The organism is Burkholderia metallica (genome assembly GCF_902832845.1).
GTDB lineage: Bacteria > Pseudomonadota > Gammaproteobacteria > Burkholderiales > Burkholderiaceae > Burkholderia > Burkholderia metallica.
The window spans coordinates 25582-51707 of record NZ_CADFDB010000004.1 but is presented as its reverse complement, the minus strand read 5'-3'; the positions used below and the strand labels follow the sequence as shown (position 1 = coordinate 51707).

At 68.9% G+C, this 26126-nt stretch carries 24 protein-coding genes; 3 read left to right on the top strand and 21 right to left on the bottom strand.

Features of this window, described 5'->3' with window-relative positions; translation table 11 throughout:
• Nucleotides 1–4: 4 nt before the first annotated feature.
• The 7 genes from HWX08_RS13040 to HWX08_RS13010 form a co-directional block, all read right to left on the bottom strand.
• Complete coding sequence (locus HWX08_RS13040; RefSeq protein ID WP_069257664.1) at nt 5–1294, bottom strand: dicarboxylate/amino acid:cation symporter; 1290 nt, start codon at nt 1292–1294, stop codon at nt 5–7.
• Between the two features lie 397 nt (nt 1295–1691).
• Nucleotides 1692–3386, bottom strand: coding sequence for a cation acetate symporter (locus tag HWX08_RS13035; RefSeq protein WP_174921503.1), 1695 nt, complete (start codon nt 3384–3386; stop codon nt 1692–1694).
• 11 nt (nt 3387–3397) lie between these two features.
• Nucleotides 3398–3703: a DUF485 domain-containing protein gene (locus HWX08_RS13030; RefSeq protein ID WP_174921504.1), complete on the bottom strand. Its 306-nt coding sequence runs from the start codon at nt 3701–3703 to the stop codon at nt 3398–3400.
• 119 nt (nt 3704–3822) lie between these two features.
• Nucleotides 3823–5028: a CaiB/BaiF CoA transferase family protein gene (locus HWX08_RS13025; RefSeq protein WP_069257666.1), complete on the bottom strand. Its 1206-nt coding sequence runs from the start codon at nt 5026–5028 to the stop codon at nt 3823–3825.
• A 30-nt stretch (nt 5029–5058) separates the two neighbouring features.
• Nucleotides 5059–6195, bottom strand: a complete 1137-nt coding sequence (locus HWX08_RS13020; RefSeq protein WP_174921505.1) for an acyl-CoA dehydrogenase family protein — start codon at nt 6193–6195, stop codon at nt 5059–5061.
• 14 nt (nt 6196–6209) lie between these two features.
• Nucleotides 6210–7418 carry an acyl-CoA dehydrogenase family protein gene (locus tag HWX08_RS13015; protein WP_069257668.1) on the bottom strand — a complete coding sequence of 403 codons (1209 nt, stop codon included), beginning with the start codon at nt 7416–7418 and terminating at the stop codon, nt 6210–6212.
• Nucleotides 7419–7447: 29 nt separating this feature from the next.
• Nucleotides 7448–9580, bottom strand: a complete 2133-nt coding sequence (locus HWX08_RS13010) for a 3-hydroxyacyl-CoA dehydrogenase NAD-binding domain-containing protein (protein ID WP_174921506.1) — start codon at nt 9578–9580, stop codon at nt 7448–7450.
• A gap of 260 nt (nt 9581–9840) precedes the next feature.
• On the opposite strand from HWX08_RS13010, the gene HWX08_RS13005 reads away from it, so the two are divergent.
• Together HWX08_RS13005 and ggt are read left to right on the top strand one after the other, a co-directional pair.
• On the top strand, nt 9841–10797 hold the full coding sequence (locus tag HWX08_RS13005; protein ID WP_069257670.1) for a LysR family transcriptional regulator: 957 nt from the start codon (nt 9841–9843) through the stop codon (nt 10795–10797).
• Nucleotides 10798–10874: 77 nt separating this feature from the next.
• On the top strand, nt 10875–12752 hold the full coding sequence (gene ggt / locus HWX08_RS13000) for a gamma-glutamyltransferase (RefSeq protein ID WP_174921507.1): 1878 nt from the start codon (nt 10875–10877) through the stop codon (nt 12750–12752).
• 49 nt (nt 12753–12801) lie between these two features.
• Here the strand turns inward: ggt and HWX08_RS12995 are convergent, their stop codons facing one another.
• From HWX08_RS12995 to HWX08_RS12970, 6 genes are all read right to left on the bottom strand, one after another.
• A complete protein-coding gene (locus HWX08_RS12995) occupies nt 12802–13695 on the bottom strand; it encodes an ABC transporter permease subunit (RefSeq protein ID WP_244122796.1) in 894 nt (297 codons plus the stop codon).
• 71 nt (nt 13696–13766) lie between these two features.
• A complete protein-coding gene (locus tag HWX08_RS12990) occupies nt 13767–14564 on the bottom strand; it encodes a taurine ABC transporter ATP-binding protein (RefSeq protein WP_069257673.1) in 798 nt (265 codons plus the stop codon).
• Between the two features lie 28 nt (nt 14565–14592).
• Nucleotides 14593–15609, bottom strand: a complete 1017-nt coding sequence (gene tauA / locus HWX08_RS12985; RefSeq protein WP_069257674.1) for a taurine ABC transporter substrate-binding protein — start codon at nt 15607–15609, stop codon at nt 14593–14595.
• Nucleotides 15610–15861: 252 nt separating this feature from the next.
• Nucleotides 15862–16854 carry a lipoyl synthase gene (gene lipA, locus HWX08_RS12980; RefSeq protein WP_107311207.1) on the bottom strand — a complete coding sequence of 331 codons (993 nt, stop codon included), beginning with the start codon at nt 16852–16854 and terminating at the stop codon, nt 15862–15864.
• On the bottom strand, nt 16847–17605 hold the full coding sequence (lipB, locus tag HWX08_RS12975; protein WP_174921509.1) for a lipoyl(octanoyl) transferase LipB: 759 nt from the start codon (nt 17603–17605) through the stop codon (nt 16847–16849). Before lipB ends, lipA begins: the two co-directional genes overlap by 8 nt.
• Before the next feature lie 84 nt (nt 17606–17689).
• Entirely contained in the window at nt 17690–18016 is a 327-nt protein-coding gene (locus HWX08_RS12970; RefSeq protein WP_069258080.1) for a DUF2917 domain-containing protein, read from the bottom strand.
• Between the two features lie 102 nt (nt 18017–18118).
• Between HWX08_RS12970 and HWX08_RS12965 the strand changes: the two genes are divergently transcribed.
• Nucleotides 18119–19105: a transcriptional regulator GcvA gene (locus tag HWX08_RS12965; protein WP_174921510.1), complete on the top strand. Its 987-nt coding sequence runs from the start codon at nt 18119–18121 to the stop codon at nt 19103–19105.
• Here HWX08_RS12965 and HWX08_RS12960 read toward each other — a convergent pair.
• From HWX08_RS12960 to HWX08_RS12925, 8 genes are all read right to left on the bottom strand, one after another.
• Nucleotides 19089–19397, bottom strand: a complete 309-nt coding sequence (locus HWX08_RS12960) for an HP0495 family protein (RefSeq protein WP_057928637.1) — start codon at nt 19395–19397, stop codon at nt 19089–19091. The two genes, HWX08_RS12965 and HWX08_RS12960, sit on opposite strands and share 17 nt — an antisense overlap.
• Nucleotides 19397–20323, bottom strand: a complete 927-nt coding sequence (locus HWX08_RS12955) for a D-amino acid aminotransferase (protein WP_069257678.1) — start codon at nt 20321–20323, stop codon at nt 19397–19399. The genes HWX08_RS12960 and HWX08_RS12955 overlap by 1 nt, the downstream gene beginning before the upstream one ends.
• Nucleotides 20324–20371: 48 nt before the next feature.
• Nucleotides 20372–21685: a D-alanyl-D-alanine carboxypeptidase family protein gene (locus HWX08_RS12950; RefSeq protein WP_069257679.1), complete on the bottom strand. Its 1314-nt coding sequence runs from the start codon at nt 21683–21685 to the stop codon at nt 20372–20374.
• A 492-nt stretch (nt 21686–22177) separates the two neighbouring features.
• Nucleotides 22178–22822 (bottom strand): alpha/beta hydrolase, encoded by a 645-nt coding sequence (locus tag HWX08_RS12945; RefSeq protein WP_021157030.1) that lies wholly within the window; start codon nt 22820–22822, stop codon nt 22178–22180.
• Nucleotides 22823–22835: 13 nt separating this feature from the next.
• Nucleotides 22836–23153 (bottom strand): (2Fe-2S) ferredoxin domain-containing protein, encoded by a 318-nt coding sequence (locus HWX08_RS12940; RefSeq protein ID WP_006485233.1) that lies wholly within the window; start codon nt 23151–23153, stop codon nt 22836–22838.
• Nucleotides 23154–23304: 151 nt separating this feature from the next.
• Nucleotides 23305–24456, bottom strand: coding sequence for a VanZ family protein (locus HWX08_RS12935; protein ID WP_069257680.1), 1152 nt, complete (start codon nt 24454–24456; stop codon nt 23305–23307).
• A 19-nt stretch (nt 24457–24475) separates the two neighbouring features.
• Nucleotides 24476–25114 (bottom strand): ABC-type transport auxiliary lipoprotein family protein, encoded by a 639-nt coding sequence (locus tag HWX08_RS12930; RefSeq protein ID WP_425128480.1) that lies wholly within the window; start codon nt 25112–25114, stop codon nt 24476–24478.
• Between the two features lie 71 nt (nt 25115–25185).
• A complete protein-coding gene (locus tag HWX08_RS12925; RefSeq protein WP_069257681.1) occupies nt 25186–26115 on the bottom strand; it encodes an MlaD family protein in 930 nt (309 codons plus the stop codon).
• Nucleotides 26116–26126: the final 11 nt, after the last annotated feature.

Sequence of the window (26126 nt, the reverse complement as noted above, 5' to 3'; positions counted from 1 at the left end):
CGCGTCAGACGCCGGCCGTCTCGGTCGGCGTGACTGCGTCGCGGCCGCTCAGCGCCTGGCGCAGCTTGTTGCGGTCGAGCTCCTTCTCCCACGCCGACACGACGACGGTCGCGACGCCGTTGCCGACGATGTTGGTCAGCGCGCGGCATTCGCTCATGAAGCGGTCGATGCCGAGGATCAGCACCATGCCCGACAGCGGGATCGTCGGCACGACGGCCAGCGTCGCCGCGAGCGTGATGAAGCCCGCGCCGGTCACGCCGCTCGCGCCCTTCGACGTCAGCATCGCGACGGCCAGCAGCGTGAGCTGCTGCATCCACGTCAGTTCGATGTTGGTCGCCTGCGCGATGAACAGCACGGCCATCGTCATGTAGATGTTGGTGCCGTCGAGGTTGAACGAGTAGCCGGTCGGCACGACGAGGCCGACGACCGAACGCGAGCAGCCGGCCTTCTCGAGCTTTTCCATCAGTTGCGGCAGCGCGGCTTCCGACGAGCTCGTGCCGAGCACGATCAGCAGTTCTTCCTTGATGTAGGACACGAAGCGGATGATCGAGAAGCCCGTGAAGCGCGCGATCGTCCCGAGCACAACCAGCACGAACACGACCGACGTCAGGTAGAACGTGCCGATCAGCTTGAGCAGCGGCACCAGCGAGCCGACGCCGTACTTGCCGATCGTGAACGCCATCGCGCCGAACGCGCCGATCGGCGCCAGCTTCGTGACGATGTGCACGATGCCGAACAGCACGCGTGTGAGGCCGTCGATGAAGTCGGTGACGACCTTGCCGCGCTCGCCGAGGTGCGCGAGCACGCTGCCGAACAGCAGCGCGATCAGCAGGATCTGCAGGATCTCGCCCTGCGCGAACGCGTCGACCATCGTGTTCGGGATGATGTGCAGCAGGAAATCGACCGTCGACTGCCCGTGCGCCTTCGCCGCGTACGACGCGACGGCCTTGCCGTCGAGCGTCGCCGGATCGATGTTGAAGCCGACGCCCGGACGCAGGATGTGCGTGGCCGCGAGGCCGAGCACCAGCGCGAAGGTCGACACGATCTCGAAGTACAGCAGCGCCTTGCCGCCGACGCGGCCCACCTTCTTCATGTCCTCCATGCCGGCGATGCCGGTGACGACCGTACAGAAGATGATCGGCCCGATCACCATCTTGATCAGCTTGATGAACCCGTCGCCGAGCGGCTTCATGTCGGTGGCGAGCGCCGGGTAGTAGTGGCCGAGGATCACGCCGACGATGATGGCGAAGATCACCTGCACATAGAGCACTTTGTAGAAGGGTTTCTTCTTCACGATGGTTCCTGCTGAAGTAGATGAGCCGGTGGAAACGGCGTCACGCGCGCAGGCGAATGCCAGGGGAGTCATTCGCCCGCGCGGCTGCCGTGCCGCAACAAGCGATGCCTCACGACATCCGGAGGGGGAGGAAGGCAGTGGTCATCGATTGTCTCCTGTGGACTCCGGTCGGCGCTTCGGCGCTTGTCGGGTCTCATGCAACGCTTGGTTTAATAGTCCGGCCGGGGGATGGCCGTGCGATTTATAACGCAAGGTCGATGCCAGGTTGCCGAAACCATTCAAGCCATTGTTTTCATTGTATTTCCCATAATGCGGCAGGCAAGGAAATCCGGAATTCCGGATTTCCGGACGCCATCCGTCCGGCGATCCGGACGGATAGGCGCGTTGATCGGACGAATCAGTGTCGCACGGCCTCGCCGGCCAGCAGGCCCGTCTGCGCGTAGAACTCCTGCCGCGCGAACGCGTCCCGCTCGCGCCGAGCCCGCTCGCCGCGATCCGCGAGCGAGCCTGCAACGATCCCGACGAACGCGAGCGGCACCGACACGAGCGCCGGGTTGTCGAGGAACACCGGCGCGTGCGCGTGGTGCAGCACGTCGACCCACACCGACTTCGACAGCACCGTGAGCGCGACCGCCGACCCGAGACCGAGGCCGCCGCCGAGCACCGCGCCGCGCGTCGTCATCCCGCGCCAGAAGATCGACATCGCGAGCACCGGGAAATTGGCGCTCGCGGCCACCGCCGCGACGAGCCCGACCATGAACGCGACGTTCACGTGCTCGAACAGGATCGACAGTCCGATCGCGACGGCCGACAGCGCGATCGTCGCCGCGCGCGAGATGCGCATCTCGACGCGCTCGTCGGGCTTGCCGCGCGCCCACATCTGCGCATACAGGTCGTGCGAGATCGTCGTCGCGCCGGCGAGCGTCAGGCCGGCGACCACCGCGAGGATCGTCGCGAACGTGACGGCCGCGATGAACCCGTAGAACCAGTTCCCGCCGACCGCCTGCGCGAGCTTCACCGCGACCATGTTCGAGCCGCCCAGCAGGTCGTGCGTGAGGTTGAACGTGCCGTTCGCGCCGAGCCTGAAGAACTCGGGATGCTGCGCGAGCAGCACGATCGCCGAGAAGCCGATCACGAAGGTCAGCAGGTAGAAGTAGCCGATGAAGCCGGTCGCGTAGAGCACCGACTTGCGCGCCTCCTTCGCGTTCGGCACCGTGAAGAAGCGCATCAGGATGTGCGGGAAGCCGGCCGTGCCGAACATCAGCGCGATGCCGAGCGACAGCGCGTTGGCCGGATCGCGGATCAGCTTGCCGGGCCCCATGATCGACAGCGCGCCCGGATGCACGGCCACCGCGCGGCGGAACATCTCGTCGACGCTGAAGCCGAATTCGGCGAGCGCGAGCACGACGAGCAGCGTCGCGCCGCACAGCAGCAGCACGGCCTTGATCACCTGCACCCAGGTGGTCGCGGTCATCCCGCCGAAGAACACGTACACCACCATCAGCACGCCGACGATCAGCTCGGCGGTGCCGTACGACAGGCCGAACAGCAGCTGGATCAGCTTGCCCGCGCCGACCATCTGCACGACGAGATACAGCACGACGATAGTCAGCGAATTCGCGGACGTCAGCAGCCGGATCGGCCGCTGCGCGAAGCGGTACGCGACGACGTCGACGAACGTGAACTTGCCGAGGTTGCGCAGCGGCTCGGCGATCAGGAACATCACGAACGGCCAGCCGACCAGGAAGCCGATCGAGTAGATGAGCCCGTCGAAGCCGAACATGAACACCATGCCGGACAGCCCGAGGAACGACGCGGCCGACATGTAGTCGCCGGCGATCGCGAGCCCGTTCTGCAGCCCGGTGATGCCGCCGCCGGCCGTGTAGAAGTCGCGTGTCGAGCGCGTGCGGCGCGCGGCCCAGCGCGTGAGCGCGAGCGTCGCCAGCACGAACGCGAAGAACATCCCGATCGCGACCGGGTTCAGTTCGACCTTGTCGGGCATCGGCCCCGCGACGGATACCGCACGGGCGGCGGAGGAAGCGAGCATGACGGGAACGGCCAGCGCGCGGGGCGCAATTGGGATACGTCGCATGTCGGTCTCCGTCACGGACGCTGCAGGAGCGCGTCGACGCGGCGGTCGAACGCACGGTTCGCGCGCAGCACGTAGCACGCGGTCAGGGCGATCGCGACCAGGATGATCGCGACGCCCGCGGCGATCCCGACCGTCGTCGTCGCGCCTCGGTACAGCGGTGCCGCGAGCACGTGCGGCGCGAGCGCAACGAGCAGGATGAAGCCGTAGTACGTGGCGATCATCAGCGCCGTCAGCGTGAAGCTGAAGCGGCGCCGTGCGCGCACGAGCTGCTGGTAGTCACGGCGCGCCGTGACCGATTCGATGACGGAAAGCTCCATGGTGTCTCCTATATCGTCTCGTCGTCGCGAGAGTCGTGTCGTGGATGGCCGGCGCGTCTACCGATCCGCCCGCGCCGCGGCGGTGCAATGCGATTTGCTGCCCGTGCGTGGGCGTACGCTCAGACCACGCGATCCGCACGCAGCCGCGCGAGCTCGCCGGCCGACAACCCGAGCCAACCGCCGAGCACCGCATCCGTATCGGCGCCGAGCACCGGCGGCGCACCGCGCACCGGCAGCCGCGCACCGTCGAAGCGATAAGGCGGCGCGAGCACGTCGACGCCGCCCGCGACCGGATGCGGCTGGCGCGTGACGAGCCCGGCTTGTGTCGCACGTTCCGACGTCAACGCTTCGTGCAGGCCGAGCACTTCGCCGCACGGAATCCCCGCGTCGGCGAGCGCGGCAAGCAACGTCGCGCGCGACCGGCGCGCGAGTTCGCCGCGAATCTCGGGCAACAGGTCGGCGCGGTTTTCCGAGCGGCCGAGGTTGGTCTTGTAACGCGCATCGGCCGCGAGGTCCGGCCGCTCGATCGCGTCGCAAAAGCGCGCGAACTGCGTGTTGTTGCCGACCGTGATCACGAGCGGGCCGTCGGCCGCGTCGAACACGCCGTACGGCACGATCGACGGATGCGCGTTGCCGTAGCGCGGCGGGTCTTCGCCCATCAGCAGCGCGTCGAGCCCGTAGTACGCGGTGATCATCAGCCCGCAGTCGAACAGCGCCATCTCGATGCGCCGCCCGCGCCCGGTCGCATGGCGTTCGTACAGCGCGGCGAGGATCGCCTGCGCCGAATACATGCCGGTGAACAGGTCGACCGCCGCGACGCCGAACTTCAGCGGCGGCTGGCCGGCCTCGCCGTTCAGCGCCATCAGCCCGGCCTCGCCCTGCACGACGAGGTCGTAGCCGGGCCGCGCGGCCTCGGCACCCGAACGGTCGTAGCCGGAGATCGCGCAATGCACGATGCGCGGATTCAGCTCGGCCAGTTCGTCGTAGCCGAGCCCGAGCTTTTCGGCGCCGCCGAACTTGAAGTTGTGCAGCACCACGTCGGCCTGCGCGGCCAGCTCGCGTGCGATCCGCCGCCCTTCGCCGGTCTGCAGGTCGACGCAGATCGACCGCTTGCTGCGGTTCACGCTGTTGAAGTAGGTCGTCTCGGTGTCGCCGATCCTCAAACCCCAGTCGCGCGTGTCGTCGCCGCGCGCCGGATGCTCGACCTTGATCACTTCCGCACCGAAATCGGCGAGCACCATCGCGCACCACGGGCCGGCGAGCACGCGCGAGAAATCCAGCACCTTCACGCCGGCCAGCGGCAACGCGCGCGGTTCGTTCGTCATCCTTGTCTCCTCCGTTCGCGCTTTGCGCCTTTACTGTTTCGACAGCGCGATGTAGCGCGCGAGATGGTGATCCTCGTCGCCGAGCTGGTGATCGATCATCACGAGGCGCTTCGCGTAGTGCGACAGCGGCAGCTCCCACGTCATCCCGATTCCGCCGTGCAGCTGGATGCTCTCTTCGGCGACGAGCGTGCCGATCCGGCCGATGCTGTACTTCGCAGCGGCGAGCGCGCGTTCGCGCACCACGCGCGGCGCATCGAGCTGCGCGGCCGCGTTGATCACGGCCGAGCGCGCCTGCTCGATTTCGAGCAGCAGATCGGCCATCCGGTGCTGCAACGCCTGGAAGCTGCCGATCGGCAAGCCGAACTGCTTGCGCGTGCGCAGGTAGTCGAGCGTGTACGCCTTCGCGACGTCCATCGCGCCCAGCGCCTCGGCCGACAACGCGAGCAGCCCGTAGCCGAGCACGCGTTCGAGCAGCTCGGCGCCCGCTTCGCCGTCGTGCGCGCCGAGCGCGGCATCGGCCGGCAGCGCGACGCGCTCGAAGCGCACTTCGGCCGCACGGCCGCCGTCGATCTTCCGGTAGTCGCGCAGCGTTACGCCCGGCGCGTCGGCCGGCACGACGAACAGGCCGATGCCGGCCGCATCGTCGTCGTTCCCCGACACGCGCGCGCTGACGACGAAGAACGCCGCTTGCGCGGCCTGGTCGACGACGCCCTTCGCGCCCGTCAGCACCCAGCCGTCGCCCGAGCGTTCGGCGCGCGTGCGCACGGTCGTCAGTTCGTAGTGCGAGCCCGGTTCGTCGTGCGCGAACGCGGCGCTCGCGCTGCCGTCGATCAGCGCGGCGAGCCGGTCGCGATGCGCGTCGCCGCCGGCGAGCGCCAGCGCGCGGCCTGCGAGCAGCGCGCCCAGGAACGGCTCGACGACGAGCCCGCGCCCGAGGCATTCGAACACCACTGCGATATCGAAGCCCGCGCCGCCGAAGCCGCCGTCGGCCTCGGCAAACAGCGCGCCGACCGCGCCGAGTTCGGCAAAGCGCTGCCACATCGCGCGATCGAAGCCGTCGGCCGACTGCGCGATGCGGTCGCGCACCGGGAACGGGTACTGTTCCGCGATGAAGCGGTTCAACGTATCCGCCAGCATCCGGCGGTCTTCTGTGTGCTGGAAATCCATCGTCGCGTTCCTCGTTACAGCCCGAGCATCATCTTCGCGATGATGTTCTTCTGGATCTCGTTCGAGCCGCCGAAGATCGACAGCTTCCGGTTGTTGAAGTACTGCTGCGCGGCGCTTGCGGCGTCGTCCGGGCCGACCGGCTCGCCGTCGTAGTCGGCCTCGAGTGCTGCCTCGACGAACGGCTGCGCATACGGCCCCATCGCACGCCGCATCAGCGCGGTGATCTCCTGGCGGATCTGCGTGCCGCGGATCTTCAGCATCGAGCTTTCCGCACCCGGCGCGCCGCCGCCCGCGACCGCGGCCAGCACGCGCAGGTTGGTCGTGCGCATGTTCTCGAGCTCGATCTCGACCCGCGCGATGCGCGCCGCGAAGAACGGATCGTCCGCGAGCGGCCGGCCGTTCTTCGTGACCTTCGCGGCGACCGCGCGCAACCGGTCGAGCGCGGCCGTCGAGAAGCCGATCCCCGCGATGTTGGTGCGCTCGTACGTGAGCAGGTATTTCGCGTAGGTCCAGCCGCGGTTCTCTTCACCGACGAGGTTGGCCGCCGGCACGCGCACGTCGGTGAAGAACACCTCGTTCACTTCGTGCTCGCCGTCGAGCGTGACGATCGGGCGAACCTCGACGCCCGGCGTGTTCATGTCGATCAGCAGGAAGCTGATGCCTTCCTGCTTGCGCACGTCGGTCGCGGTGCGCACGAGGCAGAAGATCATGTTCGCGTAGTGGCCGAGCGTGGTCCACGTCTTCTGGCCGTTCACGATGTAGTGCTCGCCCTGCGCGTCGATGCCGCGCACCGCGCTCGTCTTCACCGCCGCGAGATCGGAGCCGGCACCCGGCTCCGAGTAGCCCTGGCACCACCAGTCGGTGCCGTCGAGGATGCGCGGCAGCCAGTGGCGCTGCTGCGCTTCGCTGCCGTACTTGATCAGCACGGGGCCGAGCATGTTCACGCCGAACGGCACGATGCGCGGCGCACCCGCGAGCGCGCATTCGTTGTCGAACAGGAACTTCTGCGCGACGCTCCAGCCGGGGCCACCGAACTCGCGCGGCCAGTGGCTCGCGAGCCAGCCGCGTGCGTTGAGGATCGCGTGCCATTCGCGCATGTCGTCGCGCGTGAGATGCAGGCCGCCCTTCACCTTGCGCGCGATGCGTTCGGGCAGTTCGGCTTGCAGGAAGCGCTGCACTTGCGTGCGGAAGGCTTCCTCTTCGGGAGTGAAATTGAGGTCCATCTTCGGTCCGTGGCGAATGCGGTGGGCAGTCAGTCGATGCGGTTCAGGCTCGCGAAATCCGCGCCGCGCGCGACGAGGTCGACGAGCAGCGGCGACGGCTTCCAGAACAGCGGGTCTTCCTTCGCGAAGGCGCGGATGTCGGCGAGTACGTTCGCGAGGCCGACCGTATCCGCGTAATGCATCGGGCCGCCGCGATAGCGCGGGAAGCCGTAGCCGTACAGGAACACCGCATCGACGTCGAGCGGGCGCAGCGCGATCTTCTCGTGCACGACGTTCGCGCCTTCGTTGATCATCGCGGCGAGGTAGCGGCGCAGGATCTCGTCGTCGCTGAAGGTGCGCGGCGTGATGCCCTTCTTCGCGCGCTCTTCCGCGACGATCGCTTCGACTTCCGGGTCCGGCGTGCCGACGCGCGCGCCGTCCGGATACAAGTAGTAGCCGCGCGCCGTCTTCTGGCCAAACCAGCCGCGCTCGCACAGCCGGTCGGAAATCTCCACGTAGCGCGCACGCGGGTCGCGCGTCGCCGCGCGGCGCTTGCGGGTCGCCCAGCCGATGTCGCCGCCCGCGAGGTCGACGACCTGGAACGGCCCCATCGGGAAGCCGAATTCGCGCACCGCGCGATCGATCTGGTACGGCGACGCGCCGTCTTCCATCAGGTAGTCGGCCGCGGTGCGGTAGACCGCGAGGATCCGGTTGCCGATGAAGCCGTCGCACACGCCGGCGCGCACCGGCGTCTTCTTCAACTGCTTCGCGAGCGCGAACGCGGTTGCGACGACGTCGGCGTCGACGCGCGCCGGCACGACGATCTCGAGCAGCTTCATCACGTTGGCCGGCGAGAAGAAATGCAGGCCGATCACGTCGGCCGGCCGGTCGATGCTCGCGGCGAGTGCGTCGATGTCGAGATACGACGTATTGGTCGCGAGCACCGCGCCCGGTTTGCACACGCGTGCCAGTTCGGCGAACACGGCCTGCTTCACCGCCATGTCCTCGAACACCGCCTCGATCACGACGTCGGCCTGCGCGAGCGCATCGTACGACGTGCTGCCCTTGAAGCGCGCGAGCCGCGCCGCGTGCGCGGCCGGCGTCATCCGCCCTTTCGCGACGAGGCCGTCGTACACCTTTTCGACATGTGCGCGGCCGCGCGCGAGCGATGCTTCGTCGCGTTCGATCATCGTCACCGGCAGCCCGGCATCGAGCGCCGCGACCGCGATGCCGGCGCCCATCGTGCCGCCGCCGACCACGCCGATCCGCTCGACCGGACGTGCGCTCGCGCGCCGCGCCTCGGGCGCCTTCGCCGCTTCGCGCTCGGCGAAGAACGCATGCACGAGGCCCGCGCGCTGCGGGCTGTCGATGCACTGCAGGAACAGGCTGCGTTCGAGCTTCATTCCCGCGTCGAACGACTGCGTGAGCGCGGCCTCGACCGCGTCGACGATCTTCGCGGGCGAGAACAGCCCGCGCGATTTCTTCGGCAGCTCCACGCGCGCCGCATCGATCGCGGCCTGCGCGGCCGCGCGGTCGGCGAGCCCCTGCGCATCGCGCGTGCGGCGCACCGGCGCGCCGAGCGACACCAGTTCCTGCGCGTAGGCGAGGCCTTCGGCGAGCGTATCGTCGCTGTGCGCGATGCGGTCGACGAGGCCGAGCGCGAGCGCTTCCTCGGCGCTCGCGTGGCGGCCCGTCAGCATCAGGTCGAGCGCGGCCTTCGCACCGATCAGGCGCGGCGCGCGCTGCGTGCCGCCCGCGCCGGGCAGCAGGCCCAGCGTCACTTCGGGCAGCCCGAGCTTCGCGCCGGGCACCGCGAGCCGATAATGCGCGGCCAGTGCGACTTCGAGGCCGCCGCCGAGCGTCGCGCCGTGCAGCGCGACCACGACCGGCTTCGCGCTCGACTCGATGTGCTCGCACACGTCGGGCAGCGACGGCGGCACGATCGGCTTGCCGAATTCGCGAATGTCCGCGCCCGCGATGAAGTTGCGGCCGGCGCCGACGATCAGCACCGCGCGGATCGCGTCGTCGGCCCGCGCGGCGTCGAGCGCGTCGGCGAGGCCGCGCCGGACGTCGGCGGACAGCGCGTTGACGGGCGGATGGTCGATCGTGACGACGAGCACCTTGTCGCGCCGCTCGCGCGTGACGGTGCCGGTGGAGCTGGCGGGGGAAGCGGGTGAGTTCATCGTGTCTCCTTGACGCGGCGGCCGGTGCGTCGACGCCGCTGCGTGGCTCGCTGCCACGGGCGCGGCGCCGGGGCACCGGCCCCGGTCCCGCGGATGCGGGACAAGATCCGGCCGTACGCCGGGCATGTGCTGATTCTCGATTGATCGAGATTCATTGACAATTCCCTCCCGCTTTTACAAGCTGTCAAGTCCGACTTGACACTGAAGGTGTCCGACCGCCATCGAGATTCATGAGCGGGACGGATCAGGAGACGCAACGCATGGACCTGAACGCGCTGACGCTGCTCGTCGAAATCCTCGATGCCGGCAATCTCAGCAAGGCCGCACAGCGGCTCAAGATGAGCCGCGCGAACGTGAGTTACAGGCTGAACCAGCTCGAGCGCTCGATCGGCCAGCAGCTCGTGCGCCGCACGACGCGGCGCATCGAGCCGACCGAGATTGGGCTGAAGCTGTACGAGCACGGCCGGCGCATCCGCAACGAACTGCTCGCCGCGCAGGAATCGGTGACGACGCTCGGCCAGGACCTGCAGGGCCGCGTGCGGCTGTCGGTGCCGAGCGGCTACGGGCAGATGGTGATGTCCGACTGGCTGCTCGCGTTCAAGCGGCTGCATCCGGGCATCGTGCTCGACGTCGTGTTCGAGAACCGCGTGGAAGACCTGATGCGCGACGAGATCGACATCGCCGTGCGCGTGATGCCGGAGCCCCCGCAGAACCTCGTCGCGCGCGACATGGGCGCGGTGCGCTACGTCGCGTGCGCGTCGGCCGCGTTCGCGGCCGAGCACGGGATGCCGGCGAGCCTCGACGCGTTGTCGGCGTCCCCGGTCGTCACCGCGACGGTGGTGGGCCGGCAGCTCAGGATCGCCGCGTATCTCGGCGACGAGCGCCACGAGGTGCTGCTCGAGCCCACGCTGATTTCGGAGAACTTCCTGTTCCTGCGGCAAGCGATCCTCGGCGGGATCGGCGTCGGCATCGTGCCCGACTACGTGATGCAGGACGACATCCGGCGCGGCACGGTCGTCACGTCGCTCGACGCATACCGGCTCAGCATCTTCGGCACGCACATGTACATGCTCTACATGCCGAACCGGCACCACACGCGCGCGACGTCCACGTTCATAGAGTTCATCCTCGAACAAGCCGGAAAGACCGGCCGGGGCGGGCCCGGCGCGCTGCGTCAGGGTTTCCTGTCGGGTGACAAGCCGCCGGCTGCGCGGTGACAATAGCGCGCCGGGGCGGGCAGCCGCGTTGCACCGGCACCGTCGCCTCCTTCGAATTCACTGCTGCCGAGGGTTCAATGTTCGACCGGATTCGTCCGCATTCGCGCTCCTGGACGCTGCTCGCCGCCGTCGCGCTCGTCGCGTTCAACGCCGGCTGCACGTCCCCGTCCACGCCGCCGTCGGGCGCGGTGGTGCCCGTCGCCGCCGCATCGGGCGCCGCCGTGCCGCTGCCCGGCTTCCACGCGCCCGAGCTGTCGTCCGGCTGGACCGACAAGCCGGGCTGGACCGCGCAGCACTTCATGATCGCGGCCGCGAACCCGCTTGCGACGCAGGCCGGCTACGAGATGCTGAAGGCCGGCGGCACCGCGATCGACGCGGCGATCGCCACGCAGATGGTGCTCGCGCTCGTCGAGCCGCAATCGTCGGGAATCGGCGGCGGCGCATTCATGCTGTATTTCGACGGCAAGACCACGCAGGCGTACGACGGCCGCGAAACCGCGCCGGCCGCCGCGACCGACCGGCTGTTCTACGGCCCGACCGGCCAGCCGATGAGCTTCTACGAAGGTGTCGTCGGCGGGCGCTCGGTCGGCACGCCGGGCGTGCTGCGCATGCTCGACGCCGCGCACCGCGCGCACGGCAAGCTGCCGTGGCGGCGGCTGTTCCAGCCGGCGATCCGGCTCGCCGAGCACGGCTTCACGATCAGCCCGCGGCTCGCGACGCTGATCGCGAACGACCGATACCTGAAGAACGACCCGGCCGCGCGTGCGTACTTCTACAACGCGGACGGCACGCCGAAAGCGGCCGGCACCGTGCTGAAGAACCCCGCGCTCGCGACCGTGCTGCGCCAGGTCGCCGACCGCGGCGCGAACGCGTTCTACAGCGGCGCGATCGCGCGCGACATCGTCACGAAGGTGCGCAAGCACCCGACCAACCCGGGCCTGCTGTCGCTGCAGGATCTCGCGCGCTACAAGGCGAAGGTGCGTGCGCCGCTGTGCGCCGATTACCGGCGCTCGGTCGTGTGTGGGATGCCGCCGCCGTCGTCGGGCGGCCTCGCGATCGCGCAGATGCTCGGCATCCTCGAGGCGATGCCCGACTGGCAGCAGATCGGCGCGCAGAAGCCGGTGCGCAACGGCGTCGGCTACGAGCCGACGCCGTTCGCCGCGCATCTGTTCAGCGAAGCCGGACGCCTCGCGTATGCGGACCGCGCGCGCTACGTTGCCGATCCCGATTTCGTGCCGCTGCCGGGTGGGAACTGGGCGAGCCTCACCGACAAGACCTATCTCGCGCAGCGCGCGCACCTGATCGGCGACAACAGCATGGGCGTCGCGCAGGCCGGCACGCCGCAGGGCGCGACGCTCGCACTGGCCGACGACCGCAGCCCCGGGTTGCCGTCGACGTCCGACATCGCGATCGTCGACCGCTACGGGCAGGCGCTGTCGATGACGACCAGCATCGAGGACGCGTTCGGCTCGCGGCTGATGGTGCGCGGCTTCATGCTGAACAACCAGCTCACCGATTTCTCGTTCGTGTCGAACGACAACGGCCGGCCGGTCGCGAACCGCGTGCAGCCGGGCAAGCGGCCGCGCTCGGCGATGTCGCCGGAACTCGTGTTCGACAAGAAGACGAAGCAGGTGACGATGATCGTCGGCTCGGCCGGCGGCCCCGCGATCATCAATCACGTCGCGAAGACGCTGGTCGGCGTGCTCGACTGGGGGATGACGATGCAGCAGGCGATCGCGCTGCCGAACTTCGGGTCGATGAACGGGCCGACGCAGCTGGAGCGCGGCCGCGTGTCGGACGCGCTCGCCGACGGGCTGAAGGGCCGCGGGCATGACGTGCAGGTCGTCGAGATGAACTCGGGGCTGCAGGGCATCCAGCGGCTGAACGTGCAGGGCCAGACGGTGTGGTTCGGCGGGGCGGACCCGCGGCGGGAAGGAGTGGCGATGGGGGAATGACGGTGGCAGGCCGGGGCGGCGCGTAGACGTCGCCCCGGCCTGCGTTCCGTCACCCCCGCCCCTTCCACGGCACCACCCGCCGTTCGACCCACCGCATCGCGAGATCGAACAGCCACGCGATCGCGCCGATGATCAGGATTCCCATCACGACGATGTCGGTGCGCAGGAAGCTCGATGCGTTGAGCACCATCTGCCCGAGCCCGGCCGTCGCGGCGACCATCTCGGCCGCCACCAGCGTCGTCCAGCCGAAGCCGATCGCGATCCGCAGCCCGGTGAGGATCTCCGGCAGCGCGGCCGGCAGCACGACGTGCCGCACGATCTGCGCGAAGCTGCCGCCGAGCGAATACGCGGCGTTGATCTGCTCGACCGTCGCCGCGCGCACCCCGGCGCGGGCGGCCATCGCGATCGGCGCGAAGCACGCGAGAAAGATCACGACGAGCTTCGCCGTTTCGTCGATGCCGAACCAGATCACGACGAGCGGCAGATACGCGAGCGGCGGCAACGGCCGGTAGAACTCCAGCAGCGGATCGAGCACGCCGCGCGCGACGCGGCTCACGCCCATCAGGATGCCGGCCGGCACGCCGATCGCCGTCGCGAGCGCGAACGCGCCGAACACGCGCGCCGCACTCCACAGCAGGTGCTCGGACAGCGGCAGCCCGCCCTGGATGCGGCCGTGCCACGCATCGACGAATGCCGTCCACACCGCTTCCGGTGCGGGCAGGAACAGCGGCGGCAGCCACTGGCGATGGGTGGCGACCCACCACAGCACGGCCAGCGCCGCGACCGTCGCCGTGCTCAAGGCCGCCGTCTTCCCCTCCCCCGGCAACCGGTAGCGATGCGACGGGCGCGCCGCATGCGCCGCGTGGCGCCGCTGCGTCGCGCGATCGTCCTGCCCGAACCCCGCAGCCGCGCGATCGGCTGCCCACGAATCCTGCGTGCTCATGTCGTCCTGCCTGTGCAAAGAACTGATCCGGCCATGCCCGACGGACACGCCCTGCCGCACCCATTCGCGCGTCACGCGGGCACCTCGGCCGCCTCGTCGCGATGCAGGTACGCAATCAACCGCTCGCGCCACGCGATGAAATCCGGCGACGACTTCACCGCGCGCGCATCGCGCGATTCGACGTAGCGGCGCGCGAACGGCAGTTCGAAGGTTTCCGCGATCCGGCCGGGGCCGGGCGTCATCACGACCAGACGCGTCGCGAGGAACAGCGCCTCCTCGACATCGTGCGTGATGAAGAACACCGTCTTGCCGGTGCGCGCCCACACGTCGAGCACGAGCGCCTGCATCGTGCCGCGCGTCAGCGCGTCGAGCGCGCCCATCGGCTCGTCCATCAGCAGCACGCGCGGATCGCTCGCGAGCGCGCGCGCGATGCCGACACGCTGCTGCATCCCGCCCGACAGGGCGTACACGCGCGCATGCGCATGACCTTCGAGCCCGACCAGCGCGAGCATCTCCCGCGCCCGTGCTTCGCGCTCGGCCTTCGACACGCGCGCGAAGCGCAGCCCGAGCGCGACGTTGTCGAGCACGTCGAGCCACGGCAGCAGCGCGTACTTCTGGAACACGACGCCGCGGTCGGCGCCCGGGCCCGTGACCGGCACGCCGTCGACGCGCACGTCGCCGGTGGTCGGCGCGACGAAGCCGGCCATGCAGTTCAGCAGCGTCGTCTTCCCGCACCCGGACGCGCCGAGCGCGACGACGAATTCGCCGGCATCGATGCGCAGGTCGACGCGCGCGAGCGCCTGCGTGGTCGGCCTGCCGCGCTCGCCCGGATAGGCAACCGAAACCTGACGGACTTCCAGCGTACTCATGCTCAGGACTCCGCGATGCTCGCCGCGCTCAGCGCGCGGCCTTCTGCACGAACTGCGGATCGACGCCGGCCGAGTAGTCGGCGAGCACCGTCTGGATCGTGCCTTGCGATTTGAGGAACGTGGCGGTCGCCGCGAGCGATTTCGCGGCGCCCGATTGCGCACCGCCACCGAGCCACGTCGGCGACGCCTGCTCGGCCGCCGTCGGGAACGCGTAGAGCGCGAGGCTCGCGGGCACGTCCTGCGCGTTCGCGCCCGACACCTTCGCGACCGCCGCGACCTGCGGCGAGCCGACCTTCCACGCCGCCGCATGCGCGCGGTAGTCGGCATCGGCGGCTGCGAGCACCCTCACGAAACGCGTGACGAACTCGGGGTTCTCGCGCGCGAACTTGCGGCTCACGACGAAACCGTCGAAGGTCGCCTTGCCGCTCGCTTTCGCGACCTGGCCGGACGTCGTCAGCACGGTGCCCGACTGCTTGACCTTCGCGAGCACCGGGTCCCAGATATAGGTCGCATCGATGTCGCCGCGCGCCCAGGCGGCCGCGACTTCGGGCGGGCGCAGGTTGACGATCTTCACGTCGTTCGGATTGACGCCCGCCGCCTGCAGCGCGACCAGCGTATGGAAATGCGACGTCGACACGAACGGCACGCCGATCTTCCTGCCCTTCAGCGCCGCGACGCTCGTGACGCCCGAGCCGTTGCGCGCGACGAGCGCCTCGGCGTCGTTGATGTTGTCGAGCACCCAGAACAGCGAGATGTCGAGCCCCTGCGACAGCCCGGCCGCGATCGGGCTCGAACCGGCTTCGCCGAGCTGGACGGAACCCGACGCGAGCGCGCGGATCACGTCGGCGCCGCTGTCGAGCTTGCGGAACGTGACCTTGTAGCCGGTCGCCTTTTCGACTTCACCGCTCGCCTGCGCGTAGCGCCACGGCACGACCATGTCCTGGTACGCGATCACGACTTCGCGCGATTCGGCGTGTGCCGCGCCGAGCGCGGCCAAGGCGGTCAGCGCGACGACGGCGCGGCGGACGAAGCTGAAACGGGACATGCGGCTCTCCTTCGGAATGCGGGCATTGCTGCGGGAGAGCCGACTATAGGAGCTTTGCGCGCGGCGGGAGCGAACTTATCGTGCGAAGCTATCGATGCCGTTTCAGCTTTGCTTTTCACGTTCGACCGGATCGCGCGTCCGGTCGGATGGCGATTGTCGTGCGGCGGCGTGGATGGCCGCCGCACCAACGAAAAAGCCCGCATCGCCGCGGGCTTTTTCGGGTTCGTCCGACGACGAACGAAGCAACGGCGCTCAGACCACGCCGGCCCCGTGCGCCTGCAGATCGGCGTGATAGCTCGAACGCACCATCGCGCCGACGGCCGCGTGCGTGAAGCCCATCTTGTACGCCTCTTCCTCGTACATCTTGAACGTATCCGGATGCACGTACGCACGCACCGGCAGGTGGTGCTCGGATGGCTGCAGGTACTGGCCGATCGTCAGCATGTCGACGTCGTGCGCGCGCAGGTCGCGCATCACCTGCAGGATTTCCTCTTCGGTCTCGCCGAGGCCGACCATCAGGCCCGACTTCGTCGCGACGTCCGGATGCAGCGCCTTGAAGTCCTTCAGGAGCTTCAGCGAGTGCGCGTAGTCCGAACCCGGGCGCGCTTCCTTGTACAGACGCGGCACCGTTTCGAGGTTGTGGTTCATCACGTCCGGCGGCGCGGCGTTCAGGATCGAGATCGCGCGGTCGAGACGGCCGCGGAAGTCCGGCGTCAGGATCTCGATGCGCGTGTCCGGCGACTGCTCGCGCACTTCGCGGATGCACTCGACGAAATGGGCGGCACCGCCGTCGCGCAGGTCGTCGCGGTCGACGCTCGTGATCACCACGTACTTGAGCTTCAGCGCGGCGATCGTGCGTGCGAGGTTCTTCGGTTCATCCGCATCGAGCGGATCGGGACGGCCGTGGCCGACGTCGCAGAACGGGCAGCGGCGCGTGCACTTGTCGCCCATGATCATGAACGTCGCGGTGCCCTTGCCGAAGCATTCGCCGATGTTCGGGCAACTCGCTTCCTCGCACACCGTATGCAGGTTGTGCTCGCGCAGGATCGTCTTGATCTCGTTGAAGCGCGAGCTGCCGGTGGCCGCCTTCACGCGGATCCACTCGGGCTTCTTCAGCTTCTCGATCGGAATGACCTTGATCGGGATGCGCGCCGTCTTCGCCTGCGCCTTCTGCTTGGCGGTCGGATCGTAGGCAGCGGTGGCGGCCGAATCGGCCGGTGCGGGGGAAGCGGTAACGTCAGTCATTCGAATGTTGTTCCAGTGCGTGCGGCTTGTCGGCGGCTGCGGACGCGCCGTCGAGGTTGGCGATCAGACGGCGCACCAGCGTGCGGGCGACGTCGTTCCAGTCGGCGGCAACCTCGAGGCTCGCCATGTCGACGGTTTCCAGTCCGGCATAGCCGCACGGGTTGATCGCAAGAAACGGGCGCAGATCCATCTTCACGTTCAGGCTCAGCCCGTGATAGCTGCAGCCGTTGCGGATCTTCAGGCCGAGGGCCGCGATTTTCGCGCCCTCGTGCACGCCGGATGCCACGTAGATGCCGGGCGCGCCCGCCTTGCGGACCGAAGCGAGATTATACGCCGCGAGGGTTTCGATCACGGCCTCCTCGATCTTCGTCACGAGCGTGCGCACCATCAGCTTGCGCCGGCGCAGGTCCAGCAGCAGGTACGCGACGATCTGGCCGGGGCCGTGGTAAGTGATTTGCCCGCCGCGGTCGACCTTCACGAGCGGCACGCCGCTGTCGGCCACCAGCAGGTGGGCCGGGTCGCCGGCCTGGCCGAGCGTGTAGACGGGCGGGTGCTCGACCAGCCAGATCTCGTCGCCGGTGTCGGCCGTGCGCGTGTCGGTGAACGCGCGCATTGCGTCGAAACTCGCCTCGTAGGTCTCGACGCCCCGCCACCGCACGGTGACCGGCGGGGCCGGCTGATCCGGAGACCCGGCGGGCGATGCGGAGACGGCGACAGGCGTGGACACGATGGAAACCGGCGAAACGGACATGGGCGGTAGTTTACCGAAAACCCGTGGGTCTCGCCGGCCTGGGGACGGGGACGGATCGCCGGTATCCGTCGGACGAAATGACGGTCAGACGGTGCGCCATCCGTCATGGAGCAGCGCGGACAGCCGTTCGCGCAGCCGTGCCAGCCCGCCGAGCGCGACTTCCCGCGGCGGCCGCGACACCGAGAATGCCACGCACGTGCCCTCACGGCCTTCCGCGCTGAGCCACAGCCGCTCGCCGCGGCGCAGCTTCAGCGTTTCACCGTCGACCAGGAAGTAATCGTTGACGTCGTTGCTGCGCGTCGCCCACACCGGCCCGCGCTGCACCACCAGCCGCGTGCTGCGTTGCACCTTCATCGGCACGGTTTCGCCCGCGGGGATTTCGAACGTGATGCTTGAAGAAATTTCTTGCATGATCGACTCCGCCAATAAATGCTTCGATGGCTACAATCGTAGTCATTTCAAGGCGTCCGACAAAACGACCAATTTTCACGTCGATGTGAGGAAAATTAGCAAATGGACCTCCGCCAGCTCCCTGCGCTGAACGCGATTCGCGCGTTCGAAGCCGCCGCCCGTCACGAGAATTTCTCGCGCGCCGCCGACGAGCTGTACGTCACGCACGGCGCGGTCAGCCACCAGGTGCGCGCGCTCGAGGAGGAGCTCGGCGTGCAGCTGTTCACGCGCAACGGCAAGCGGCTGTGCCTGACCGATGCCGGCATGCGCTACGCGCAGCAGATCCGCACCGCGCTGATGGTGATCGCCGACGCGACCCGCGACGTGCGCGCGAGCGATCGCGACCGGCGGCTGGTGGTGTCGATGCTGTCGTCGTTCGCCGCGCGCTTCATCACGCCGCGCATCGGCACGTTCATCGAGCGGCATCCGGAAATCGACGTCGAGCTGCAGTCGACCAACACGCTCACCGATTTCGCGCGCGACGACGTCGATCTCGCGATCCGCTTCGGCCAGGGCAACTATCCGGGGCTGCATGTCGAGCCGCTGTTCGACGAGGTGTTCTTTCCGGCGTGCGCACCGACGCTGAACGGCGGCAAGCTGCCGCAAACGCCCGCCGATCTCGTGCACTACACCCTACTGCGCTCGGACGACGAGCTGTGGCGCCCGTGGTTCGACGCGGCCGGGCTCAAGACGCTGACCGAGCCGAAGCGGGGGATTCTGTACCAGGATTCGTCGAACCTGCTGCTGGCCGCGATCGACGGCCAGGGCATCGCGCTGGTCCGCCGCTCGCTCGCGGTGCACGACCTGCTCGACGGACGCATCGTGCGCCTGTTCGACATCGACGGGCCGAGCCCGTGGCACTATTTTTTCGTGTGTCCGCCGCCGCTCCTGAACGCTCCGCGCGTGCAGGCGTTCAGGGCCTGGCTGCTTCAGGAAGTGGCCGAATACAAACGGCTGTGCGACGAGCTGGACGCGCGGCGCGCGGCGGGGAAGACCCCCGCCGAGTGCGCGCAGGAAGGAGGATGGCGGGCGCTCAGAGCACGACCTTGACCATCGGATGGCCGGTCAGTGCGCGGTAGATGTCGTCGAGCTGTTGCTGGCTCGTCGCCCGCACGGTGATCGTGAGGCCCGTGTAATTGCCGCCGCTCGATGCACGTTCCTCGATCTTCTCGACGTCGATCTCGTTGTCGTGAACGGCGACGACCTTGAAGATCGTGTCCTTGAACTCGGGGTGCGCCTTGCCCATGATCTTGATCGGGAAATCGCACGGAAACTCCAGCAGCGACTCCTTCCGGGTATCGATCGCGCCGGTCACCTCGATGGTTTTGGTCGGTTCGCTCATCATTTTCTCCGGGTTAGGTCAAACTGTTCAAACTCGCGCGCCTTCGCGCGCTGGTACGCGTCGTACAACGCCGCGAATACGGGGCCCGGCTTGCCGCCCTGCACGGGCAGGTCGTCGAGCGACGTGACGGGCAGAATTTCCTTCGTGGCCGACGTGATCATGATTTCGTCCGCCGAACGCAACTCGACTTCGCTGATCTCGCGCGCGACGAACCGGATGCCGCACGCCTCGGCCAGCTCCTCGACGAGGGCGTAGCGGATCCCCTCGAGGATCTTGTTGCTGCGCGGCGGCGCGAGCAGCTCGCCGTTCTTCGCGATCCACACGTTCGACGACGAGCCTTCCGTCAGGTTGCCGTCGCGCAACTGCAGCGTCTCGAACGCATCGCGTTCGGCCGCATGCTGCGCCATCAGCACGTTGCCGAGCAGCGAAATCGACTTGATGTCGCAATGCAGCCAGCGGCGATCTTCCGCCGTCACGCAACGCACGCCCTTCGCGCGCTCGTCGGCGGACGGCAGGCGCAACGGGCTCGTCATCGCGAACACCGTCGGCACCGCGTGCGCCGGGAACGCGTGGCCGCGCTTCGCGACGCCGCGCGTCACCTGCAGGTAGACGAGCGCATTGCCGTCGCCGAGCCCTTCGGCGTTCGCCGCGACGACGCGCTCGATCAGCGCGCGCCAGCCGGCCGCGTCGTGCGGGTTGTCGATGCCGATCTTCTTCAGGCTGCGCGCGAGCCGCTCCAGGTGCTGCTCGATCCGGAACGGCACGTGCGCGCCGTCGTGCGCATAAACGGGCACGACTTCATACACGCCGTCGCCGAAGATGAACCCACGGTCGAGCACCGGCACCCGGGCTTCCGACAGCGGCACCAGTTCCTCCTGCGACGACACGCTGAGGTAGACGATCGGTTCGAATTCGGCTTGGCTCATGGTTATGACAGATGGGGATGAAGTCGTGAAAAGAAAGGCCCGTCGTGCTTACTTCTTCTTGCTGAACATCAGCAGGATCGAGTCCCAGATACGCCCGAAGATACCCGCTTCCGGCACAGCCTGCAGCGCGACGACCGGGAATTCGGACAGCGTCTTGCCGTCGGCGACGATCTTCACGGTACCGACCTGCTGGCCTTCCGCGAGCGGCGCGATCAGCGGCGCGTTGACGTCGACCTCGGTCTTGACCTTGTCGCCGAGGCCGCGCGGCACGGTCGCCCACTGGTCGCTCTTCACGCCGACCTGCACGGTGTTGTCCTTGCCCTTGTAGATGCGCGGCGTCGAGATCGCCTGGCCGCCCTTGAACAGGCGCACCGAATCGAACGCGCTGTAGCCGTAGTTCAGCATCTTCATGCTGTCCTGCGTACGCTCGCTTTCCTTCTGCTCGCCCATCATCACCGACACGAGGCGGCGCTGGCCGTCCACGCCCGGAATCGCGCGCTTCGCCGATGCGATCAGGCAGTAGCCGGCAGCCTGCGTATGGCCGGTCTTCAGGCCGTCGACCGTCGGGTCGAGCCACAGCAGACGGTTGCGGTTGCCCTGGCGGATGTTGTTGTACTTGAATTCCTTCTCCGAGAAGATGCTGTAGTACTGCGGAAAATCGCGGATCAGGTGCGCGGACAGCTTCGCGAGGTCGCCGGCCGTCGTGTAGTGGTTCGGGTCGGGCATGCCGTTCACGTCGGCGAAGTGCGTGCCCTTCATGCCGAGGCGCTGCGCCTCGTCGTTCATCATCGTGACGAACTGCCCTTCGCTGCCGCCGACGAGTTCGGCCAGCGCGATCGCGGCGTCGTTGCCCGACTGGATGATCATCCCGTACACGAGGTCGTGCACCGACACCGGCTTGTTCGCCTCGATGAACATGCGCGACTCGTCGCGGCCGACGCGGCGCACCGCGTCGCTCGGCGTGACGATCTGCTCCATCGAGATCTTCTTCTTGTCGAGCGCCTCGAACACGAGGTACGCGGTCATCAGCTTCGTCAGCGATGCGGGCTCGACGCGTTCATCGGCATTGCCCGACGCGAGCACCGTGTTGCTGGTCGCATCGACGAGCACCCACGAGCGCGCATTCACGCCCGGCGGCGGCACCGCGCCCGGCATGTAGGTCGCGGGCGCGCCGGTGAACTGTTCGGCGGCGGCCGGCGCTGCATGCGCGGCCTTTGCCTTGGCGGCCGGCTTCGCCTCGGCGACGACGATCGTCGATGCGAGCGCGACGGGCAGCATCACGCCGAGCGCGACGTTGCGCGCGGCGGTGCCGAAGGCGATGGAGGAAGCGAGGGACTTGAGGCCTTGGGAAGACAGACGCATGATCGATTCAGGCTGATGGCAGAAAGTGCGGTGCGAAACGCGCAGGGTTGAACGGCAAGGCGGCGGGCGTTTCGGGCACTCGCCCGACTTCGTCGGGCGACGCGAAACGCGCCGGTTGGACTCGTGCGGGCGCGTTCGGTTCGCGGCCGTCGCGAGCGGGCGGACAGGCGGCGAACCGAGCGCCGCATGGGCCCAGCCGGGCCGCGGGCGACGCGGATTGCGGCCATTATACGTGGCTGCGCCGGGCGTTTTCGCGAACCTCGCGCCGGAGAGCCGCACATCGGCATCGCGCGCAGGGAACCGGCAAGCCGCACGTCATCGCACGCGAAGGTGCGCGAAAGGCGTGTGCAGCCGAGGTGGAAGTCGCGGTGCGCCGCACGCTGCGGCGCGATGTCGCGCGGGCGACGTGTGCTTTCGGCGCATGCCGGAGGGGCGGCGTGCCGGCGACGCAACGCGCGGGCCGCGGGCGCCCTGCCGGCACCCGCGCGCCGGCTAGCGCCACGCGTCGACGATGATGCGCTTGAGCACGTGCAGCTTGCGATGCAGGAAATGCTCGGCGCCGGGGATCACGACAACCGGCAGCTCCTGCGGCCGCGCCCAGTCGTACACGGAAGCGATCGGCACCGTGTCGTCGGTTTCGCCATGGATCACGAGCGTGTTCTCGGGCACGTCGGCCACTTGCCAGCGGCTCGCGGCCGTGCCGACGAACACCATACGCTCGATCGTCTCGCCCGCGTCGCGCAACCGCTTCGCGACGTGCGACAGCACGAACGTGCCGAACGAGAAGCCCGCGAGCACGAGCGGCAGGTCCGCATACGCGGGCTGCGCGCGCATGTGCGCGAGCACCGCGAGCAGGTCGTCGGCCTCGCCGGTGCCGTTGTCGTGCACGCCCTCGGTCGCGCCGACACCGCGGAAGTTCGACCGGAACACGACGTAGTTCAGTTGCACGAGCGTGCGCGCCAGCGTCTGCGCGACCTTGTTGTCCATCGTGCCGCCGAACAGCGGATGCGGATGCGCGACGAGCGCGATGCCGCGCGGCGCCGCGCCGCCTTCGCGCACGGCGTCGGGCAGGTCGACCGCGATTTCGATCTGCCCGACCGGGCCCGCGATCAGCGATTTCTGCGTGTGAACGTTCATTCGGCCGGCCCGCTCAGATCTTCAGGCGGTCGACGACCTTGCCGTCGCGCAGATGCGATTCGACGATCTCGTCGATGTCGGCCTGGTCGACGTACGTGTACCACGTGCCTTCCGGATACACGACCATTACCGGCCCTTCCTCGCAGCGATCGAGGCAGCCGGCCTTGTTGATGCGAACCTTGCCCGGCCCCGCGAGGCCGAGCTCCTTCACGCGCTTTTTCGCGTATTCCTGCATGGTCTGCGCGTCGCATTGCGCGCAGCTTGGGCGTTCGGCGCCCGGGTCGCGCTGGTTCAGGCAGAAGAAGACGTGGTGCTGGTAGTAGGAATCCATGATGACGAGCGGCCCGGCGCGAGACCGTGCGGAAAGAGGGGCGATGGATTGCCGTTGCGCTGGGCGGCAACGGAGGATGCGGACGATTATAGCGAGCGGCGCACGCGGCTGCCCGCGATACGGCCGCCGCCGCGGCGCCCAAGCTGCCGTGTCAGCGCCGCCGAGCGACCGGCAGCCACGCGTGCTCGACGCGCTGGCCGAGCCAGATCAGCGCCGCGTAGGGCCAGATCCACGCGAGCCAGCGCGCGAGGCTGTTGAAATGCACGTAGCGGCCCTGCCGCCAGCCCGACAGCGTGAAGTCGAAGAACGGATTGACGGGCAGCAGGTTCACGAGCGCCACGCCGGCCAGCAGCGCGAGCGCCGCGAGCATCGCGCGCCAGGTCGCCGGCACGCGCAGCGCGACGAGCGCGGCCGCGAAGCCGAGCTCGATGCCGAGCCGCGCGCCGGGCGTCGCCCACACGACCACGAGGCCGGTGGCCGACTGCATGAACGTCGCCCCCGCCTTCAGCACGAGCGTCGCGACGACGAGCGCGATCAGGAGCCGGACCCGCGGCGCGCGCGGCCGCATCGCGAGCGACGCGATCGTCAGCGCGGCGAACAGCATCAGCCCGCCGAGGGCGGCCTCCCACCCGGAATCGGACAGCCAGCCGTCGACGCGCTCGGGCCATTCGCCCGCCTGCCACGCAGCCGGCAGCCACGCGAGCAGCGCTTCCTGCATCGACGCGTCGGCGCGCTCCCACAACGCGGCCGGCCAGTCGCCGATGCCGAACAGGAACGGCGACGGAAACAGGATCGCGAACGGCCACAGCCCGGCGAGCAGCAGCGCGGTGGCGCCGTCGTCCTCGAACCACGCGAAGCGCAGCCGGCGCAGCGCCCCGCGATCGAGCAGCGCACCGGTGGCCGGCGCGGCGAGCGCCGCGCCCAGCAGTGCGCCGAGCGCATTGGCGCCGAGATCGAGATTCGACGCGACACGCGTCGGCAGGTACGTCTGCAGCGCTTCCATCGTGCCCGACAGCAGCACGCCGAGCCCGGCCGCGATCAGCGTCGCGGCCACGCCGCGCCGGCGCGGGTGCAGCGCGAGCACGGCGAGCGCGCCGAACGGCAGATAGCCGAGCACGTTCGTGACCACGTCGAACGCGGTCACGTAGCGCTGCATCGGCGCGAACAGGTAGTCGAACGGCCCGATGCCGAGCGACATCCAGCCGTGGAACGGATACAGCGACGCGTAGACGATGAGCGCCGCGTAAGCGGCACAGGCCTGCCGCGCGAGCGGCGATGCGCGAGGCGTGCCGGTCGCGCTCATCGCGGCTGCGCGGCACGCGTCACGGCGTGCCCGCGTATGCCTGCATGCCGGCCCACGCGGCGATCTGCGACACCAGCTCGTCGCTCGCCGCCGCGAGGGCACGGGCGCCGCCCGCCGCGTCGGGCGTGCTCGACGGCGCCCGCGCGACGAACGTGCGCTGGCCGAGCACCTTGCCGTCCTGCGTCAGCGTCGCGCGCGCGGTGACGGCGCCGTGGCTCTGCGACTCGCCGTCGAACACCTGTTCGAATTCGCTCAGGTCGACCTTGAGCGTCGGCGCGCGCACGCCGTCGGAGCCGTCGAGCACCGCGCCGCGCGACGACAGCGCGCCGCGCAGCCGCTGCGTGAGCAGTTGCGCGGGCGGCGCGGTCCAGCGGCTGTCGCGATAGACGGCCACGTGCTGCGCATCCGCGTACGCGAGGCGGTACGCGAACTTGTCGGAATCGAGCGCGTCGGGCGCAGCGACGTCGAGCACCTTCAGCGCGGGGCCCGAACCGGCCGTCACCACCGACGACGTGGGCCCGAGGTCGTAGCGGACGTTCGACAGCACCGCGCTGTTGCCGGCGCAGCCGGCCGCCAGCGCAAGCGTCAGCACGGCAACTGCGGACGCCGCCGGACGCAGCGCGCGGTCAAGGATTCGTGGCATGGCGTGTTCCTGCATGATGTTTGCGGTTTCGATTGACGTCATGGCCGGCCGCTTCCGGCCGGACGATCGATGGCTGCTGCCGTGTGTCACTTCCCGGCCGTCGCACCCGGCCAGACGAAGCCCGCTTCGCCGGGCCCCGGCGCCGCGCCGGGCGAACCGAACAACAGACTGCGCGGATTGCGGCCGAGTTCACCGGCCACGTCCTTCAATTGCCGCGACGCGTCGCCGACGCTGTCGGCCAGCGCGTTGAAGCGCGGCAGCGTGTCGTACTGCACGCGCGCGTTGAGCGCGTTCAGCGTGACGCCGACCTGCTCGGCGGCCGTGCCGGCCTTGTTCAGATTCGACACGAGCGGCCCGTTCGGCTGCATCAGCGTGTTCGCCGACGCCATCGCGCGATTCACCTCGTGCATCGTTTCCGGCAGCGCGGTGACCGCCGGCCCGAGTTGCTTCGTCAGCGTCGCGGCGCCGTCGGCCGCGTGCTGCAGGCTTTCGGCGGTCGCGCGCAACTGCTCGCGCATCTCGGGCGACATCAGCGCGTTCGCGCTCTTCGCCGCCAGTTCGAGCTGCCGCAGCAGCACGTCGCCGCGCTCCTGGATCTGGTCGAACAGGCTCGGGCGCATCGGAATCTGCGCGATCGCCTTCGCCGACGACGGCAGCGGCGCCAGGTCGCGGCCCGTGTCCTCGAGCTGCACGAACGCGATGCCCGTCACGCCCTGGAAGCCGAGACTGCCGTAGGTCGACTGCGTGATCGGCGCGTCGTGGTCGACGAGAATGCGGATCCGGATCTGGCCCGGATGCGCGCGGTCGAAGCCGATCGACTGCACCTTGCCGACGTCGAGGCCGCGAAAGCGCACGGCCGCATCGGGAAACAGCCCCGTCACGTTGGTGCGCGCGAGCAGGTCGTACGGCACGCGCACGGTGCGGTCGACGTTGAACCAGAACACGGTGCCCGCGATCGCGAGCGTCAGCGCGATCGTGAACAGGCCGGCCCAGAACGCATGTGATTTGTTTTCCATCAGAGGGTTCC

Bases quoted from the DNA above. Each gene is read 5' to 3' on its own strand.
- HWX08_RS13035 (WP_174921503.1), bottom strand. From the start codon at position 3,386: ATGCGACGTATCCCAATTGCGCCCCGCGCGCTGGCCGTTCCCGTCATG.
- HWX08_RS13030 (WP_174921504.1), bottom strand. From the start codon at position 3,703: ATGGAGCTTTCCGTCATCGAATCGGTCACGGCGCGCCGTGACTACCAG.
- HWX08_RS13025 (WP_069257666.1), bottom strand. From the start codon at position 5,028: ATGACGAACGAACCGCGCGCGTTGCCGCTGGCCGGCGTGAAGGTGCTG.
- HWX08_RS13020 (WP_174921505.1), bottom strand. From the start codon at position 6,195: ATGGATTTCCAGCACACAGAAGACCGCCGGATGCTGGCGGATACGTTG.
- HWX08_RS13015 (WP_069257668.1), bottom strand. From the start codon at position 7,418: ATGGACCTCAATTTCACTCCCGAAGAGGAAGCCTTCCGCACGCAAGTG.
- HWX08_RS13010 (WP_174921506.1), bottom strand. From the start codon at position 9,580: ATGAACTCACCCGCTTCCCCCGCCAGCTCCACCGGCACCGTCACGCGC.
- HWX08_RS13005 (WP_069257670.1), top strand. From the start codon at position 9,841: ATGGACCTGAACGCGCTGACGCTGCTCGTCGAAATCCTCGATGCCGGC.
- ggt (WP_174921507.1), top strand. From the start codon at position 10,875: ATGTTCGACCGGATTCGTCCGCATTCGCGCTCCTGGACGCTGCTCGCC.
- HWX08_RS12995 (WP_244122796.1), bottom strand. From the start codon at position 13,695: ATGAGCACGCAGGATTCGTGGGCAGCCGATCGCGCGGCTGCGGGGTTC.
- HWX08_RS12990 (WP_069257673.1), bottom strand. From the start codon at position 14,564: ATGAGTACGCTGGAAGTCCGTCAGGTTTCGGTTGCCTATCCGGGCGAG.
- tauA (WP_069257674.1), bottom strand. From the start codon at position 15,609: ATGTCCCGTTTCAGCTTCGTCCGCCGCGCCGTCGTCGCGCTGACCGCC.
- lipA (WP_107311207.1), bottom strand. From the start codon at position 16,854: ATGACTGACGTTACCGCTTCCCCCGCACCGGCCGATTCGGCCGCCACC.
- lipB (WP_174921509.1), bottom strand. From the start codon at position 17,605: ATGTCCGTTTCGCCGGTTTCCATCGTGTCCACGCCTGTCGCCGTCTCC.
- HWX08_RS12970 (WP_069258080.1), bottom strand. From the start codon at position 18,016: ATGCAAGAAATTTCTTCAAGCATCACGTTCGAAATCCCCGCGGGCGAA.
- HWX08_RS12965 (WP_174921510.1), top strand. From the start codon at position 18,119: ATGGACCTCCGCCAGCTCCCTGCGCTGAACGCGATTCGCGCGTTCGAA.
- HWX08_RS12960 (WP_057928637.1), bottom strand. From the start codon at position 19,397: ATGAGCGAACCGACCAAAACCATCGAGGTGACCGGCGCGATCGATACC.
- HWX08_RS12955 (WP_069257678.1), bottom strand. From the start codon at position 20,323: ATGAGCCAAGCCGAATTCGAACCGATCGTCTACCTCAGCGTGTCGTCG.
- HWX08_RS12950 (WP_069257679.1), bottom strand. From the start codon at position 21,685: ATGCGTCTGTCTTCCCAAGGCCTCAAGTCCCTCGCTTCCTCCATCGCC.
- HWX08_RS12945 (WP_021157030.1), bottom strand. From the start codon at position 22,822: ATGAACGTTCACACGCAGAAATCGCTGATCGCGGGCCCGGTCGGGCAG.
- HWX08_RS12940 (WP_006485233.1), bottom strand. From the start codon at position 23,153: ATGGATTCCTACTACCAGCACCACGTCTTCTTCTGCCTGAACCAGCGC.
- HWX08_RS12935 (WP_069257680.1), bottom strand. From the start codon at position 24,456: ATGAGCGCGACCGGCACGCCTCGCGCATCGCCGCTCGCGCGGCAGGCC.
- HWX08_RS12930 (WP_425128480.1), bottom strand. From the start codon at position 25,114: ATGCAGGAACACGCCATGCCACGAATCCTTGACCGCGCGCTGCGTCCG.
- HWX08_RS12925 (WP_069257681.1), bottom strand. From the start codon at position 26,115: ATGGAAAACAAATCACATGCGTTCTGGGCCGGCCTGTTCACGATCGCG.